The following is a 15,991-nucleotide window of genomic DNA, read 5'->3' on the forward strand; positions in this document are numbered from 1 at the left end:
GCGCGATGAGCCAGGCGGCACAGAACCTGAACTGGTTGATCACGAACTTCGTGGACAACACCCCAGGGGTGTCTCACACGGTGGTGGTCTCCGCCGACGGCCTCCTTCTGGCAATGTCCGAAGGCTTCCCCCGCGACCGGGCCGACCAGCTCGCCGCGGTGGCCTCCGGGCTGACCTCCCTCACCGCGGGTGCCTCGCGCATCTTCGAGGGTGGCGCCGTCAACCAGACGGTGGTGGAGATGGACCGCGGATTCCTCTTCCTGATGTCCGTCTCCGACGGATCCTCGCTCGCGGTGCTCGCTCACCCCGAGTGCGACATCGGCCTCGTGGGGTACGAGATGGCCCTCCTCGTGGACCGCGCCGGCAGTGTCCTCACCCCGGACCTGCGCGCGGAACTGCAGGGCGGACTTCTCAACTAGCAGACAGGCAGTGCGTTTCGCGTCACTGCACCATAGGGTGCGGTGGCGCGGTTCCACAGGGAGTACCGCGCACTTGGAGTCGGAGGAGGAAACGTGACAACACCCGGAGGACATCCCTATGGCGGCTCGCAGCAGCCGCAGGGTGGGCACGACCAGAACCGCTTCAACTTTCCTTCCGCTCCCAGCAACCGGCCCTCGCCGGAGCACGACCCGGCCTCCGGGCAGCCGTACCAGCGGCAGCCCTACCCGCAGCAGCAGCAGCCGCAGTACGGCCAGCCGCAGCAGCAGCCCGGCCAGTCGTCCTACCGGTCCCCGCAGCAGCCTCCGCGCGGCGGGCGCCCGCAGGCTCCGCAGGCGCACAACCCGCTGGTGCGCCCGTACGCCATGACCGGCGGCCGGACCAGGCCGCGCTACCAGCTCGCCATCGAGGCACTGGTCAGCACCACGGCCGATCCCGCGCGTCTGCAAGGGCAGTTGCCCGAGCACCAGCGCATCTGCCTCCTGTGCCAGGAGATCAAATCCGTCGCGGAGATCTCGGCACTTCTCTCCATTCCTCTTGGCGTAGCCCGGATCCTCGTCGCCGACCTGGCAGAGGCCGGCCTCGTAGCCATCCACCAGCCCGGCGGCGACGAGTCCGCCGGCGGCCAGCCAGATGTGACACTGCTCGAAAGGGTGCTCAGTGGACTTCGCAAGCTCTAACGGCGGAGCGGCTCCTGCTCGCTCCACCACCTCCGCGAAGATCGTGGTGGCGGGTGGCTTCGGCGTGGGCAAGACCACGTTCGTCGGCGCCGTCTCCGAGATCAACCCCCTGCGCACCGAGGCCGTCATGACGAGCGCCTCCGCCGGCATCGACGACCTGACCCACACCGGGGACAAGACGACCACCACGGTCGCCATGGACTTCGGCCGCATCACCCTGGACCAGGACCTGATCCTGTACCTCTTCGGTACCCCCGGTCAGGACCGCTTCTGGTTCATGTGGGACGACCTCGTGCGCGGCGCCATCGGCGCCGTGGTCCTCGTCGACACCCGCCGTCTCGCCGACTGCTTCCCCGCCGTCGACTACTTCGAGAACAGCGGCCTGCCCTTCGTCATCGCCCTCAACGGCTTCGACGGGCACCAGCCCTACACCCCGGAGGAAGTCCGCGAGGCCCTGCAGATCGGCCCGGACGCCCCCATCATCACCACCGACGCCCGCCACCGGGCCGACGCCAAGAGCGCGCTCATCACCCTGGTCGAGCACGCCCTCATGGCCCGCCTGCGGTAGCCGTCCCCGGCCTTGCACGCCCGGTCGTACGCGCCCGGTCGTACGCGAAAGCCCCCCGCACTCCGAGGAGTGCGGGGGGCTTTGCACGTGGTGCGGGCGGGGCTTGTCGTACTAGCCCTGCCAGCTGCGCGGGCCGCGGAAGCCGGGGGTGCGCTCCAGGCGGCGCCAGCCGGCCTGGGAGCTGGCGGCGGCGGCCGAGGTCTCCTCGGGGGCGGCCGCGGCGCGGGCGAGCAGGATCGCGGTGATCGCGGCCAGCTCCTCGGGCTCGGCGTTGCCCTTTTCTACCTTCAGCAGTGTGCCGGTGGCGTCGCTCATCGGTGGCAGGTCTCCTTCGACGTCTACTGGGGCGGGTTGCCGTGCTTGCGCGACGGCAGGTCGGCGTGCTTGTTGCGGAGCATCGCGAGTGCGGCGACGAGGACCTCGCGGGTTTCCGCGGGGTCGATGACGTCGTCGACGAGGCCTCGCTCGGCCGCGTAGTAAGGGTGCATCAGCTCGGACTTGTACTCCTTGACCATGCGCGCACGCATGGCCTCGGGGTCTTCGGCGTCCGCGATCTGCTTGCGGAAGATGACGTTGGCGGCGCCCTCGGCGCCCATTACGGCGATCTCGTTGGTCGGCCAGGCGTAGGTGAGGTCGGCGCCGATGGACTGGGAGTCCATGACGATGTACGCACCGCCGTAGGCCTTGCGCAGGATCAGCGAGATCCGCGGCACGGTCGCGTTGCAGTACGCGTACAGCAGCTTGGCGCCGTGGCGGATGATGCCGCCGTGCTCCTGGTCGACGCCCGGCAGGAAGCCGGGGACGTCCAGGAGGGTGATGATCGGGATGTTGAAGGCGTCGCAGAGCTGGACGAAGCGCGCCGCCTTCTCGGAGGCGTGGATGTCCAGGACGCCGGCGAGGTGGCCGGGCTGGTTGGCGACGATTCCGACGACCTGGCCGTCCATCCGCGCGAGCGCGCAGATGATGTTGCGGGCCCAGCGCTCGTGGATCTCCAGGACGTCGCCCTCGTCGACGAGCTCCTCGATGACCTTGAGCATGTCGTACGGGCGGTTGCCGTCGGCGGGCACCAGGTCCAGCAGGACGTCGGACCGGCGGTCGGCCGGGTCGCTGGTCTCGTGGACCGGGGGGTTCTCGCGGTTGTTGGAGGGCAGCATCGTGATGAGGTAGCGGACCTCGGAGATGCAGGTCTCCTCGTCGTCGTACGCGAAGTGCGCGACGCCCGAGGTCTCGGCGTGCACGTCCGCGCCGCCGAGGCCGTTCTGGGTGATCTCCTCGCCGGTCACCGCGCGGACCACGTCCGGGCCGGTGATGAACATCTGCGAGGTCTCCCGGACCATGAACACGAAGTCCGTCAGCGCCGGGGAGTAGGCCGCGCCGCCGGCGCAGGGGCCCAGCATCACCGAGATCTGCGGGATGACGCCCGAGGCCCTGGTGTTGCGCTGGAAGATGCCGCCGTAGCCGGCGAGCGCGGAGACGCCCTCCTGGATGCGGGCGCCGGCGCCGTCGTTGAGGGAGACCAGCGGGGCACCGGCCGCGATGGCCATGTCCATGATCTTGTGGATCTTCTGGGCGTGGGCCTCGCCCAGGGCGCCGCCGAAGATCCGGAAGTCGTGTGCGTAGACGAAGACCGTACGGCCCTCGACCGTGCCCCAGCCGGTGATGACACCGTCGGTGTAGGGCTTCTTGGCCTCCAGGCCGAACCCCGTCGCCCGGTGGCGGCGCAGCTGCTCGACCTCCTTGAAGGAACCTTCGTCGAGCAGCAACGCGATCCGCTCACGGGCGGTGAGCTTGCCCTTGGCATGCTGCGCTTCGGTCGCCCGGTCGCTCGGGCCGCGCCGCGCCTGCTCGCGCAGGTCGTGCAGCTCGGCCACGCGCCCGCGGGCGTCCGTCGGCTCGCTCGGAATCTGGTCCACAACGGTCATGTAATGACCTTACGAAGCCGGACCCCAAAAACCCTCCGTCGAATCCACACAGTGTCGGGTGTCTTCCGCTGTCCGTCCCGGACAGAACCGCCGGGGGTGCAGCCGGGCCCACCAGGCAGGACCTTGGTCCATTGTCGGTTTCCCACAAAACTCCCGCCAAGCCGCCTCCAAGGCACCGCCAAGCCACGCGCAAGAAACCCAGAGGTTGAAATTTGAACGGAATGGGTCTAGCGTCGTTGTTGTTGAAAGTTCAACGAGTGCCGGACATCGAGCGGCACCCCCCACCAAGGAGCAGTCATGGGTCTCTTCACCCGCCGCACGCAGGACACCGCCAACACCGCCGTCGCCACCCTCGACGTGGACCCGGCCCTCGCCGCACTCACCGGCGACTACGTCATCGACGCCTCCCACAGCAGCATCGGCTTCACCGTCCGCCACGCGATGGTCACCAACGTGCGCGGCTCCTTCGCCGACCACGAGGGCACCCTGCACCTGGACGGTGCCGACCCCTCCCGCTCCACCGCCTCCATCGACGTGAAGATCGCCTCCATCGACACCGGCATCGGCGACCGCGACGGCCACCTGCGCTCCGGGGACTTCTTCGACGCGGAGACCTTCCCGCTGATGACCTTCCGCTCCACCGAGGCGCAGCAGCTCGGCGGCGACAAGTACCGCATCACCGGCGAGCTGACCATCAAGGACGTCACGCGCCCGCTCTCCATCGACCTGGAGTTCGGCGGCTCGGCCACCGACGTCTACGGCAACGAGCGCGTCGGGTTCGAGGGCTCGGCCGAGATCCTGCGCTCCGACTGGGGCCTGACCTGGAACGCGGCGCTGGAGACCGGCGGCGTGATGGTCAGCGACAAGGTGAAGCTGACCTTCGACATCTCGGCGATCAAGCAGGCGTGACCCCGGGCGGGGCCGGGGCGGCTAGAAGTCGCCCCCGCCGAACCCGCCACCGCCGTCGAAGCCGCCTCCGCCTCCGAAGTCCCCGCCGCCGAAGTCGGACGGGTTGAAGTCGGCCCCGGAGACGTCGCCGCCGTCGAAGCCACCGCCTCCACCATCGAATCCGTTGCCGCCTCCGAAGTCGGAGGCGTAGGCCGGACTGGACATCATCGAACCGAGCATCGTGCCCATGAGCAGGCCGGGCAGGATGCCGCCCCCGAAGTAGCCGCCGGCCCAGGGACCGTACGCCGGGCCGGCGTCGTAGTAGGGGCGCGGACCGTGCTCGGTGTCGACGGTGCGGACCGCCGGGTCCTGACCGTCGCGCAGCCGGACGGCGTCCGCCGCGCAGACCGGGACCGTACGGGCGGCCCCGCCCGACGGGGCCCAGGCGGCGTCCTCGGTGCTCGGCCCGTGGCGCGGGTCGAAGAAGCAGGGTGCGCGGCGCTCGGGCAGCGGGCGGCCCTGCCGGCGCGCGTCGAGGCGGGCCAGCGCGAACCGGCCGTCTTCGAGGGCCTGGGTGACCCCCTTGACCTCCTCCGGATGCTGCACGGAGGCCATGATCTGCTTGGCCTTCTCGTACGAGTCGAGGCCCTGCTCGTAGTCCGCGCGCATGGCGTCGTCGGCGCCGGGCTCACCGGGGTGGAAGTCGAGGCGCTCCAGCTCCTCGCCGAAGGCCGTGATGTCCTCGTCGACGACCACGCTCAGCCGGGCGATGGACTCGCGCCGGAGCTCTTCCTTCTTCTTTCGGTTGCGCTTGACCAGCGCGTACGCCCCGCCACCGCCGACGGCGGCCACCACGCCGAGCCCGATCAGGGCGCCCACCGGGGCCCCGCTGTCGGTGCTCGCAGTGCCCCAGGAGGCGGGGGCCTTGCCCTTGGCCTGGGCGAGGGCCTGGTCCACGAAGGCGTTGAGCTCGGTGTTCGCGTCCGTAGCCCCGCCCGCCTTGACGGCGTCGACCAGGTTGCGGACCGCGTTGCTCGGCATGACGGCCCGGTCGGCGCCGGCGTTGAAGCCTTCCCCGAGCCGGATCGCGTAGAGCCCGGTGATGCCGGTCTCGGTACGGACCGTCTTGAGCACGCTGGCGGCCGGGAACTCGGCGGTGGCGGGCAGCACCGCCACGAACACCGGCTTCCCGGCGTCCTTGATCTTCTGCGCGAGCGCGTCCGCCTGCGCGGGCGACAGCTGCGCCTCGGCGCGGGGGTCCACGTAGACCGGGCCCTTCTTGAGGGCCTGGGCCACGGTGGTGGTCCCGTCCGCCGCCGACGCCTGCGGGGCGACCAGCAGCGCGGTCGCCGACAGCGCCAGCAGCAGAGCGGCCAGCAGCGATCCCATACGTACGGATATAAGCCTGGTCCTCATATCCATGACGCTACCCGAACGGGTGCAATCCTGTGTGAGCTGGACATAAGGGCTATCGGCCCGCGCCGGTCAGACGTTCGACCTATGCTCCCGATCCAGGGGGTGGGGCCGGTGCGGCGCGGACTACTGATGGGACTCGCACTACTGAGTGGCGGACTGCTGACGGCATGCAGCCCGCCCACGTACGACCTCGCCGGGGTGTACAAGGACGACTCGGGGCAGCTCATGGTGGAAGCCGGGCGATGCAGCAACGAAGGGGAGATCACCGGGTTCTATCTGGCCGGCCCCCCGGTGGAGGGGTCGCCCTCCACGACCCGGACCACGGGCCATGTCCGCGGGGACAGCCGCCCGGGGCCGTTTCCCCTCCTCGCCCCGGTCCCGGGTCGGAACGGGGAGCCCGGGGCTCCGCCGTCCTTGGACGCGGGCAGCTATTACCTCAGCTTCGATGTGCTGGAGGACGGCCACTGGGTCCTGTACTCCTCCGCCACCTTGTTCGAGAGCAGGGACATCCAGGCCCTGGGCCCCGGACAGGTCTGGGCCGACGGCGAGGCCATGAGCCGCAAGCGCTTCCGCGCATACATCAGGGATGCCTGCTGACGCGGAAGCGTCCCAAGGGCGGCCGGGCCTACTCCGCCGGTTCCACGCCCGCGTGGAGGAGGCCGTAGGTGAAGGCGTCTTCCAGGGCCTGCCAGGAGGCGGCGATGACGTTCGGGGCGACGCCCACCGTGTTCCACTCGCGGGTGCCGTCGGTCGTGGTGACCAGGACCCGGGTCGTGGACGACGTGCCGTGTGCGCCCTCCAGGATGCGGACCTTGTAGTCGATCAGCTCGAACTTCGCGAGCTGGGGGTAGAAGCGCTCCAGGGCGACCCGCAGCGCGCGGTCCAGCGCGTTGACGGGGCCGTTGCCCTCCGCCGTCGCGACGATCCGCTCGCCCTTGGCCCACAGCTTCACCGTCGCCTCGTTGGCGTGCGTGCCGTCGGGGCGGTCCTCGACGATGGCCCGCCAGGACTCGATGCGGAAGTACTTGCGCGCCCGGCCCTCGGCCTCGGCGCGCAGCAGCAGCTCGAAGGAGGCGTCGGCGGCTTCGTAGGTGTAGCCCTGGAGCTCGCGCTCCTTGACCCGCTCCACCACCCGGGAGACCAGCGCGCGGTCCCCGCCGAGGTCGACTCCGAGCTCCTTGCCCTTGAGCTCGATGGAGGCCCGGCCGGCCATGTCGGAGACGAGCATCCGCATGGTGTTGCCGACGCGCGCGGGGTCGATGTGCTGGTACAGGTCCGGGTCGACCTTGATGGCCGAGGCGTGCAGGCCCGCCTTGTGCGCGAAGGCGGAGACGCCGACGTAGGGCTGGTGCGTGGAGGGGGTGAGGTTGACGACCTCCGCGATGGCGTGGGAGATGCGGGTCATCTCGGCCAGCGCGCCCGCCGGGAGGACCGTACGGCCGTACTTGATCTCCAGCGCGGCGACGACCGGGAAGAGGTTGGCGTTGCCGACCCGCTCGCCGTAGCCGTTCGCGGTGCACTGCACGTGGGTGGCGCCCGCGTCCACGGCGGCCAGCGTGTTGGCCACGGCGCAGCCGGTGTCGTCCTGGGCGTGGATGCCCAGGCGCGCGCCGGTGTCGGCCAGTACGGTCGCCACGGTCGCGGTGATCTGCGCGGGCAGCATGCCGCCGTTGGTGTCGCAGAGGACCACGACGTCGGCGCCGGCCTCGTGGGCGGCGCGCACGACGGACTTCGCGTACTCGGCGTTGGCCCGGTAGCCGTCGAAGAAGTGCTCGCAGTCGACGAAGACCCGGCGGCCCTGGGAGACCAGGTGGGCGACGGTGTCGCGGACCATCTCCAGGTTCTCGTCGAGGGTGGTGCGCAGGGCCAGCTCGACGTGCCGGTCGTGGGACTTGGCGACCAGGGTGATCACCGGGGCGCCGGATTCCAGCAGGGCGCGGACCTGCGGGTCGGTGGCGGCGGAGCCGCCCGCCCGGCGGGTCGCGCCGAAGGCGACGAGCTGGGCGTGCTTGAAGTCGATCTCCGCGCGGGCACGCGAGAAGAACTCCGTGTCGCGCGGGTTGGCGCCGGGCCAGCCGCCCTCGATGAACCCCACCCCGAAGTCGTCCAGGTGCCGGGCGATCGTCAGCTTGTCCGCGACCGTGAGGTTGATGCCCTCACGCTGGGCACCGTCGCGCAGGGTCGTGTCGAAGACGTGGAACCCATCTTCGACACCGCCGGGATCGCCGGGGCCCGAAGCCGGCGCAGTCGGCTCGGTCGCCTCTGTCGTCGTCATGCTGATCTGACTCCTGTCGGATGGGTGGTTCCGGATGCCCGCCCTCGGGCAGGCCGACGCCACTGCCCCCATCATCGCGCGCTGCCCGATCCCGGCATGTTCGTGGCCGGAAAACGAAAAAACCTCTCGCGGGTGCGAGAGGTCTGCGCGCGGGTCTGAGGCACGGTGGCCGCCTCCGCGAAGTTCTTCCGCGGCTCAGCGGCCACTGGGGACCGGCGCGCTGCTGTCCATAATCATGAGCTGAGCAGGCACGTCGGCAGTCTGCCATACCGCATGCCGCGGGTGGACAGGAATCTCAGCATGCGGGCACGTCTGTCCGAGGGCCGGAGGGCGGGGCGAGCGCGGGGCCAGGGGCGGGGCCGCCGTCCCGGGCCGCGATCTCAGGCTCCGGCACCCGGGGTCAGCGCCTCGCTGAGGAACTCGCCGACGTGCTCCAGGATGTCGCCCCGCCCTATCCCGGGCAGGCCGACGGCGACCTGGATGCTGAACCCGTCGAGCAGGGCCCGCAGCCGGGCCGCGAAGCGGTCCGGGTCGACCGGGCGGAACTCTCCGCGCGAGATGCCCTCGGCGAGCAGGGCCACCAGGTCGCGGTGCCAGGCGCCCTCGATGGCCCCCTGGCGGTCCCGCTCCCCCGGTCCCGCGTTCTGCGAGCGGTTCCAGACCTCCAGCCACAGGGTCCAGTGCGGATCCCGGGCGCCCTCGGGCACGTACAGGTCCACGTACGCCTGCAGGCGCTCGCGCGCCGGTCCGCGGCGGGACAGCAGGGCGCGGCGCCGGGTGCCGAGCGCCGCCTCGCTCCACTCCAGGGTCTGCAGCAGGAGCTCGTCCTTGGTGCGGAAGTAGTAGAGGAGGTGGCCGCTGCTCATGCCGACCTGGCGGCCGAGGCCGGCCATGGTCAGACCGTCCAGGCCGCGTTCGGCGATGGTGGCCATGGCGGCGACCAGTACGTCCTCGCGCGGCGGCGCGTTCTTGCGCGCGGCACGTACCTCACCCGCCACCATGGCCCACTCCTCGTCCCGGCCGCCCTCTCGGGTCAGACCTTCGGCTGCTGCTGGGTGATGCAGTGGATACCGCCACCCCCGGCGAAAATCGTACGTGCGTCGACGAGCGTCACGGTCCGCTCGGGGAACAGACCGCGGAAGATCTCCGCGGCCTCCTCGTCGCGCGGGTCGTCGAAGGCGCACAGGACCACGCCGCCGTTGCACAGGTAGTGGTTGATGTAGGAGTAGTCGACCCACTCCCCGTCCTCTTCCAGCACGGTCGGCGCCGGGATCTCCACGACCTGGAGCTGGCGCCCCCGGGCGTCGGTGGAGGCGCGCAGGATGGCGGCGATGGTCTTGCCGCGCTCGTGGTCCGGGTGGGCCGGGTCGGGCTGGCTGTGGACCATGACCACACCGGGGCGGGCGAAGGCCGCGACGATGTCCACGTGGCCCTGGGTGCCGTAGGTGCCGTAGTCGCCGGCCAGGCCGTACGGGAGCCAGATCGCCTTGGTGGTGCCCAGGTGGGCGTGGATCTCGGCCTCGACCTGCTCGCGGGTCCAGTCGGGGTTGCGGCCCTTGCCGAGCTGCACGGTGTCGGTGAGGAGCACGGTGCCCTCGCCGTCCACGTGGATGGCGCCGCCCTCGTTGACCAGCGCGGTGCTGTAGGTGCGGGTCCCGGCGAGGCCGGAGATCTCCCGGGCGATCTTCGAGTCGTGGTCCCAGCGGGCCCACTCCTGGGCGCCCCAGCCGTTGAAGGTCCAGTCGACGGCGGCCAGCTCGCCGGCGTCGTTGGTGACGAAGGTCGGGCCGATGTCGCGCATCCAGGCGTCGTCGAGCTCGCGCTCGACCAGCTTGATGTCATCGCCGACGACGGCGCGGGCGCTCTCCGCGTCACCGGGCGAGACCACCAGGGTCACCGGCTCGTACGAGCGCACCGCGCGGGCGACGGCGCCCCAGGCCTCGCGGGCTTCGGCGAGCTCCTGCTCGTTGGTGAAGGTGGGGTTGGGGCTGGGCCAGGCCATCCAGGTGCGCTCGTGGGGCGTCCACTCGGCGGGCATCCGGAATCCGTTGTCTACCGGCTTGGCGGCGTTGCTCATGGCAGGGGTCCTTAAGGCTTACAGGAAGTACAGGCGGTTGAGGGAGACCGATTCGGCGGCTTCGGAGCGCAGCGGTTCCCCGTCGAGGGAGACGAGTCCGCTGCGCGCGTCCACATCGACCGCGCCCACCCGGGAGTTGAGGAGCAGGTCGCCGGGACCGATGCCCCGGGTGCCGCGGACGGCGACCCGGCGCCTGCGGGTCGGCATCTCGTCGCTGCCCAGGGCCGCCGCGGCGGCCGAGACGAAGGCGACGGAGATATCGGCCGCGGTGGCCCCGTACGAGCCGAACTGCGGGCCGAGGACCAGCGGTTCGCAGGTGTCGGTGGCGGCGTTGGGGTCGCCGGTGACCCCGTAGGCCGGGAAGCCGGACTTGAGGACCAGCTGCGGCTTGGCGCCGAAGAACTGGGGGCGCCACAGAACGATGTCGGCGAGCTTGCCGACTTCGATGGAGCCGATCTCGTGGGACAGGCCGTGGGCGATGGCCGGGTTGATGGTCAGCTTGGCCATGTAGCGCAGGACGCGGGCGTTGTCGTCGCCCTCGCCGTCGCCGGCCAGCGGTCCCAGCTCGCCCTTCATCTTGGCGGCCATGGCGAAGGTGCGGCGGATGGTCTCGCCGGCGCGGCCCATGCCCTGGGCGTCGGAGGAGGTGATGCCGATCGCGCCGAGGTCGTGCAGGACGTCCTCGGCCCCCATCGTGCCCGCGCGGATCCGGTCGCGGGCCATGGCGGCGTCGCCGGGGAGGTCCGGCTTGAGGTCGTGGACGGAGACGATCATCCCGTAGTGCTCGGCGACCGCGTCCCGGCCGAAGGGCAGGGTCGGGTTGGTGGAGGAGCCGATGACGTTCGGGACGCCGGCCATCTTCAGGACGTTGGGGACGTGGCCGCCGCCGCAGCCCTCGATGTGGAAGGCGTGGATGGTCCGGCCGTCCAGCACCCGCAGGGTGTCCTCGACGGACAGGCACTCGTTGAGGCCGTCGCTGTGCAGGGCGACCTGGACGTCGTGCTCCTCCGCGACCCGCAGGGCGGTGTCCAGGGCTCGGGTGTGCGCGCCCATGTCCTCGTGGACCTTGAAGCCGGAGGCGCCGCCTTCGGCGAGGGCCTCGATCAGCGGGGCCGCGTCCGAGGAGGAACCGCGGGCCAGGAAGCCGATGTTGACGGGCCACGCGTCGAAGGCGTTGAAGGCGTGCTTCAGCGCCCACGGCGAGTTGACCCCGACGCCCCAGACCGGGCCGAACTCCTGGCCGATGATCGTGGTGACGCCCGCGGCGAGCGAGGCCTCCATGATGCGCGGGGAGAGCAGGTGCACGTGGGTGTCGACGGCGCCGGCGGTGGCGATCATGCCCTCGCCGGAGACGATGCTCGTCCCCGTGCCGACCACGACGTCGACCCCGTCGAGGGTGTCGGGGTTGCCGGCCCGGCCGATCGCGTGGATGCGGCCCTCGCGGATGCCGATGGAGACCTTGCGGATGCCGAGGACGGCGTCGATGACCAGCACGTTGCTGATCACCACGTCGCAGGTGTCGCGGACGGCGGCGGCCTTCAGGTGCAGTCCGTCGCGGGCCGTCTTGCCGAAGCCGGCCAGGAACTCGTCCCCGGGCCTCTGCGAATCGGACTCCACGCGGACGGTCAGCCCGGAGTCGCCGAGCCGGACGCGGTCCCCGGCCCGGGGGCCGAAGACGGAGGCGTACTCGTGCGGGTCGATGTGCCGGCTGCCGGGTGCGCAGTGGTCACTGTGGCGGGTCTGCTTGCTCACGCCTGGTCTCCGTCCGTGGCGTCGGTTCCATCGGTCGCGTCGGCTCCGTCGGTCGCGCCGGTGCCGTCGGTCGCGCCGGTGCCGTCGGTCGCGCCGGCTCCATCGGTCGCGCCGGTGCCGTCCGTGCCGAGGTAGCCGCAGGCGGCCGCGCGGCGCAGGGCTTCGGCCTTGGCGCCCGGGGCGTCCAGCGGTCCGTCGACCAGCCCCGCGAAGCCGATCGCGATGCGGTCCCCGCCGATGGGGACGAGGCCGACCTCGCCCTCGCCGTGCGGGTCGAACCGTACGGACGAGCCCGCCGGCACGCACAGCCGCATGCCGTACGCCGCCGCGCGGTCGAAGTCGAGGCGCGGGTTGGCCTCGAAGAAGTGGAAGTGGGAGGTGACGCTCACCGGCACCGCGGCGGTGTTGCGCACGTGCAGGTGGACCACGGGCTCCGGCTGGGGGGCTCCGGGGCCGGGTACGACCGCGCCCGGGGCGTCCTCGCCCAGGCCGACGGCGCCCCGGATCGGGGACGAGACCACCGCGAGGCGGGATCCGTCGTCGAAGACGGCCTCCACGTGCACCTCGGTGACCACGTCGCTGACGCCGGGCAGCACGTCGGCGGGGCCCAGCACGGAGCGGGCCTCCTCGATGGCCTCCGCCAGCCGCTTGCCGTCACGCGCGGCCTCGCAGACCGTGTCCGCGATGAGCGCGGTGGCCTCCGGGACGTTGAGTTTGAGTCCGCGGGCCCGTCGGGCCCTGGCCAGTTCCGCAGCGCTGCGGAGAAGCAGCCGGTCGCGCTCCGTAGGGGTCAGCCGCACGCCGATCCACCACCCTTTGAGTCGATGGGTTAGAGCATCACTCTAACTCTTCATTTCCCTGCAATGAAGCATTGACCTGAGACCAAGGCTTAGGTCACATTGAGTGTCGCTCAAACATTGCGTTGCCACCCCCCGCCCTGCCAAGGGAGTCCCCCCATGCCCATCGAACAGCGCGGAGTCGACACCATTCCGGAGGAGGAACGGACGAGCGGTCCCCGTGACCTGATCTCGATCCTCCTCGGCTCCAATCTCTGCCTCGGTGTGATCGTCTTCGGCTGGCTGCCCCCGTCCTTCGGACTGGGTCTGTGGCCGTCGGTCACCGCCATCGTGACCGGCACCCTCGTCGGCATCGCCTTCACCGCGCCGCTGGCGCTCGTCTCCCTGCGCACGGGGACCAACCTGTCCACCTCCAGCGGCGCCCAGTTCGGCGTCCGCGGCCGGCTCGTCGGCTCGGTGGTCGGGCTGCTGCTCTCCCTCGGCTACACCGCGCTGACCCTGTGGATAGGCGGCGACGTGATGGTCGGCGCCCTGTCCCGGCTCACCGGGCTGCCGGACACCGGCGTCTCCCGGGCCGTGATGTACGGCGTGCTCGCCGCGTGCACCGTGGTCGCGGCCGTCTTCGGCTACCGGCTGCTGCTGCGCATGAGCAAGGTGCTCTCCATCGGCATGGTGCTGCTGCTGGCCGTCGGCGTGTTCGCCTACGCACCCGACTTCACCACCGCCGCCCCGCCCGACACCGCGTACCTGCTCGGCTCCTTCTGGCCGACCTGGCTGCTCGCCGCCGTCGCGGCCGGGCTCAGCGGGCCCGTCGCCTTCATCACCCTGCTCGGCGACTACACCCGCTACGTCTCCCCGCGCCGGCACAGCTCCCGCAAGGTGCTCTGGTCCACCGGGCTCGGCCTGCTCATCGGGCTGCTGATCCCGCAGCTCTTCGGCACCTACACCGCGCTCGCCGCCCGGGCGGGCACCGAGTACGCCGGGCCGCTGGTCGGCGCCGCGCCGTTCTGGTACCTGGTTCCGCTGCTGGTCGCCGCGGGGGCCGGATCGGTCGGCAACGCCGGGCTGATGCTCTACTCCATGGGCCTCGACCTCGACGCCATCGTCCCCAAGGCCACCCGCACCACGGCCACCGTGATCGCCGCGGCCGTGGCCACCGCGTTCGTGTTCGTCGGCTCCTTCTCGTGGGACGTACAGGCCGCGATGACCTCGTTCGTGCTGCTGCTGACCGCGATCGGCACCCCGTGGGCCGTGATCACCCTCATCGGCTACGTCCGCTGCCGCGGCCACTACGACGCCGAGGCCCTCCAGGTGTTCAACCGGCGCGCCAAGGGCGGGATCTACTGGTTCCGCGGCGGCTGGAACATCCCGGCCACCCTCTCCTGGGCCGTCGGCGCGGGCATCGGCCTGCTCGCCGTGACCACCCCGTTCTACGAGGGCCCGCTGCTGGCCCTGACCGGCGGCGTGGACTGCTCCTTCGTCCTCTCCGGCCTGACCGGCGGCCTGCTCTACGCGGCCCTGACTGCCCGTACCGCCCCCGCCCCGGCGGCGGAGGCCGTCGAGGAGCCGGTGGCCGCCTGAGCCGCCGATCAACCCTTCGGCCCGCCGTGGCGTCTCCCCGTACAGCGGTGGCCGAACAGGACACGGCCGCCACCAACGACACGGAGGGGCGTCGTGGAAGAACTCGCATACGTGGCGGGAAGGATCGTCAAGGGAGTCGCGGGCCTGGCCTACGTCTTCGGTGAGGCCCTGGTGGGCCTCGGCCCGGAGGGGAAGAACCAGGAGCCCAAGAAGAAGCGCGAGGGCGAGGCGGACGAGAAGGGCTGACCACGCCCCTCCCGTCGCCCCTCGCATCCGAAAACCCGAAGGCCCCCCGCGCGATGCGCGGGGGGCCTTCAATCCGTTCGGGACGGGACGGACTAGCCCAGCGGGTGCATCCAGCCGTGGGTGTCGGCCTTGTGGCCGGTCTGGAGGTCCAGGAGGGCCTTGCGGAGCTTCATGGTGACCTCGCCGGGCTCACCGGTGCCCTGGGTCCAGTTCGCGCGCTCCGACTTGACGGAGCCGACCGGGGTGATCACGGCGGCCGTACCGCAGGCGAAGACCTCGGTCAGGGTGCCGTTCTCGTTGTCGCGCTTCCAGTCCTCGGTGGTGATGCGGCCCTCTTCGGCGGTGTAGCCGAGGTCGCGGGCGATCGTGAGGAGGGAGTCGCGGGTGATGCCGGGCAGGAGCGAGCCGGTGAGCTCGGGGGTGACGATGCGGTCGCCGTACACGAAGTACAGGTTCATCCCGCCCATCTCCTCGATCCAGCGGTGCTCGACGGCGTCGAGCCAGACCACCTGGTCGCAGCCGTGCTCGGCGGCCTGGGCCTGCGCGACGAGGGAGGCCGCGTAGTTGCCGCCGGTCTTGGCGGCGCCGGTGCCGCCCTTGGCGGCGCGGACGTACTCCTCGGAGAGCCAGACGGAGACGGGCTTGACGCCCCCGGGGAAGTACGCGCCGGCCGGGGAGGCGATGACGATGAAGAGGAACTCGTTGGCCGGGCGGACGCCGAGGCCGACCTCGGTGGCGAACATGAAGGGCCGCAGGTAGAGCGAGGCCTCGCCGGAGTCCGGCACCCAGGCGCGGTCCTGCTTGATCAGCGCGTCACAGGCCTCGATGAACAGCTCGGTCGGCAGCTCCGGCATCGCCATGCGGCGGGCGGAGGCCTGGAAGCGCTCGGCGTTGGCCTGCGGGCGGAAGGTGGCGACGGTGCCGTCGGGCTGCTTGTAGGCCTTGAGGCCCTCGAAGATCGTCTGCGCGTAGTGCAGGGTCATGTTCGCGGGGTCCATGGACAGCGGCGCGTACGGAACCAGCTCCGCGTCGTGCCAGCCGCGGCCCTCGGTCCACTTGATCGTCACCATGTGGTCGGTGAAGTGGCGGCCGAAGCCGGGGCTCACCAGGATCGCGTCGCGCTCCGCGGCGGACAGGGGGGTCGAGGAGGGCTTCAGCTCGATCGTGGGCGTCGTCGTCATGAGTGCTTGTCCTTCACCGGTTTTGTAGGGCGGACCGCGCTCACGGCGTACTAGGACGTCCGAGCTTCCCCGTTTTCCACGGCCTCGCGTTCGATTATCGCGCGCGAGGGGCACTTCGGTGCAACGGGGTGAATGCGGCCCAGGGGAGATGGTGACACCCGGGGCCGCAC

General features: G+C 71.1%; 16 protein-coding genes. 7 read left to right on the forward strand and 9 right to left on the reverse strand.

Annotated elements, in window-relative coordinates; translation table 11 throughout:
- The first annotated feature begins 5 nt into the window (after positions 1 to 5).
- The 3 genes from OHA37_RS10920 to OHA37_RS10930 all read left to right on the forward strand — a co-directional run bounded on the left by OHA37_RS10920 (position 6) and on the right by OHA37_RS10930 (position 1,686).
- Positions 6 to 419 carry a roadblock/LC7 domain-containing protein gene (locus OHA37_RS10920; RefSeq protein WP_243337850.1) on the forward strand — a complete coding sequence of 138 codons (414 nt, stop codon included), beginning with the start codon at positions 6 to 8 and terminating at the stop codon, positions 417 to 419.
- 93 nt (positions 420 to 512) lie between these two features.
- Positions 513 to 1,118, forward strand: coding sequence for a DUF742 domain-containing protein (locus OHA37_RS10925; protein WP_266904122.1), 606 nt, complete (start codon positions 513 to 515; stop codon positions 1,116 to 1,118).
- Positions 1,099 to 1,686, forward strand: coding sequence for a GTP-binding protein (locus OHA37_RS10930; protein ID WP_073911148.1), 588 nt, complete (start codon positions 1,099 to 1,101; stop codon positions 1,684 to 1,686). Before OHA37_RS10925 ends, OHA37_RS10930 begins: the two co-directional genes overlap by 20 nt.
- Positions 1,687 to 1,797: 111 nt before the next feature.
- On the opposite strand, the gene OHA37_RS10935 is transcribed toward OHA37_RS10930, so the two are convergent.
- Together OHA37_RS10935 and OHA37_RS10940 are read right to left on the reverse strand one after the other, a co-directional pair.
- On the reverse strand, positions 1,798 to 2,001 hold the full coding sequence (locus OHA37_RS10935) for an acyl-CoA carboxylase subunit epsilon (RefSeq protein WP_266904123.1): 204 nt from the start codon (positions 1,999 to 2,001) through the stop codon (positions 1,798 to 1,800).
- A gap of 23 nt (positions 2,002 to 2,024) precedes the next feature.
- Positions 2,025 to 3,608, reverse strand: a complete 1,584-nt coding sequence (locus tag OHA37_RS10940) for an acyl-CoA carboxylase subunit beta (RefSeq protein ID WP_266904124.1) — start codon at positions 3,606 to 3,608, stop codon at positions 2,025 to 2,027.
- A gap of 297 nt (positions 3,609 to 3,905) precedes the next feature.
- Between OHA37_RS10940 and OHA37_RS10945 the strand changes: the two genes are divergently transcribed.
- On the forward strand, positions 3,906 to 4,517 hold the full coding sequence (locus OHA37_RS10945; protein ID WP_266904125.1) for a YceI family protein: 612 nt from the start codon (positions 3,906 to 3,908) through the stop codon (positions 4,515 to 4,517).
- Between the two features lie 21 nt (positions 4,518 to 4,538).
- On the opposite strand, the gene OHA37_RS10950 is transcribed toward OHA37_RS10945, so the two are convergent.
- Positions 4,539 to 5,912, reverse strand: coding sequence for a hypothetical protein (locus OHA37_RS10950; RefSeq protein WP_266904126.1), 1,374 nt, complete (start codon positions 5,910 to 5,912; stop codon positions 4,539 to 4,541).
- 129 nt (positions 5,913 to 6,041) lie between these two features.
- Between OHA37_RS10950 and OHA37_RS10955 the strand changes: the two genes are divergently transcribed.
- Positions 6,042 to 6,509, forward strand: a complete 468-nt coding sequence (locus OHA37_RS10955) for a hypothetical protein (protein WP_266904127.1) — start codon at positions 6,042 to 6,044, stop codon at positions 6,507 to 6,509.
- Positions 6,510 to 6,537: 28 nt separating this feature from the next.
- On the opposite strand, the gene cimA is transcribed toward OHA37_RS10955, so the two are convergent.
- The 5 genes from cimA to ureA form a co-directional block, all read right to left on the reverse strand.
- A complete protein-coding gene (gene cimA / locus OHA37_RS10960) occupies positions 6,538 to 8,187 on the reverse strand; it encodes a citramalate synthase (RefSeq protein ID WP_266904128.1) in 1,650 nt (549 codons plus the stop codon).
- Between the two features lie 380 nt (positions 8,188 to 8,567).
- Positions 8,568 to 9,188, reverse strand: coding sequence for a TetR/AcrR family transcriptional regulator (locus tag OHA37_RS10965; protein ID WP_250742438.1), 621 nt, complete (start codon positions 9,186 to 9,188; stop codon positions 8,568 to 8,570).
- Positions 9,189 to 9,220: 32 nt separating this feature from the next.
- A complete protein-coding gene (locus tag OHA37_RS10970) occupies positions 9,221 to 10,264 on the reverse strand; it encodes an agmatine deiminase family protein (protein ID WP_266904129.1) in 1,044 nt (347 codons plus the stop codon).
- 18 nt (positions 10,265 to 10,282) lie between these two features.
- Positions 10,283 to 12,016: an urease subunit alpha gene (locus tag OHA37_RS10975; protein ID WP_266904130.1), complete on the reverse strand. Its 1,734-nt coding sequence runs from the start codon at positions 12,014 to 12,016 to the stop codon at positions 10,283 to 10,285.
- Positions 12,013 to 12,816 (reverse strand): urease subunit gamma, encoded by an 804-nt coding sequence (gene ureA, locus OHA37_RS10980; RefSeq protein ID WP_266904131.1) that lies wholly within the window; start codon positions 12,814 to 12,816, stop codon positions 12,013 to 12,015. The genes OHA37_RS10975 and ureA overlap by 4 nt, the downstream gene beginning before the upstream one ends.
- 156 nt (positions 12,817 to 12,972) lie before the next feature.
- Here ureA and OHA37_RS10985 point away from each other — a divergent pair, with 156 nt between their 5' ends.
- On the forward strand, positions 12,973 to 14,394 hold the full coding sequence (locus OHA37_RS10985; RefSeq protein ID WP_266904132.1) for a cytosine permease: 1,422 nt from the start codon (positions 12,973 to 12,975) through the stop codon (positions 14,392 to 14,394).
- A 93-nt stretch (positions 14,395 to 14,487) separates the two neighbouring features.
- Entirely contained in the window at positions 14,488 to 14,640 is a 153-nt protein-coding gene (locus OHA37_RS10990) for a hypothetical protein (protein ID WP_266904133.1), read from the forward strand.
- A gap of 92 nt (positions 14,641 to 14,732) precedes the next feature.
- Here OHA37_RS10990 and OHA37_RS10995 read toward each other — a convergent pair whose 3' ends face one another.
- The gene (locus OHA37_RS10995; RefSeq protein ID WP_266904134.1) at positions 14,733 to 15,821 is read right to left on the reverse strand and encodes a branched-chain amino acid aminotransferase; all 1,089 of its coding nucleotides are present in this window, start codon (positions 15,819 to 15,821) and stop codon (positions 14,733 to 14,735) included.
- Positions 15,822 to 15,991 lie beyond the last annotated feature (170 nt).

The sequence above is a fragment of the Streptomyces sp. NBC_00335 genome (assembly GCF_036127095.1).
Lineage (GTDB): Bacteria > Actinomycetota > Actinomycetes > Streptomycetales > Streptomycetaceae > Streptomyces.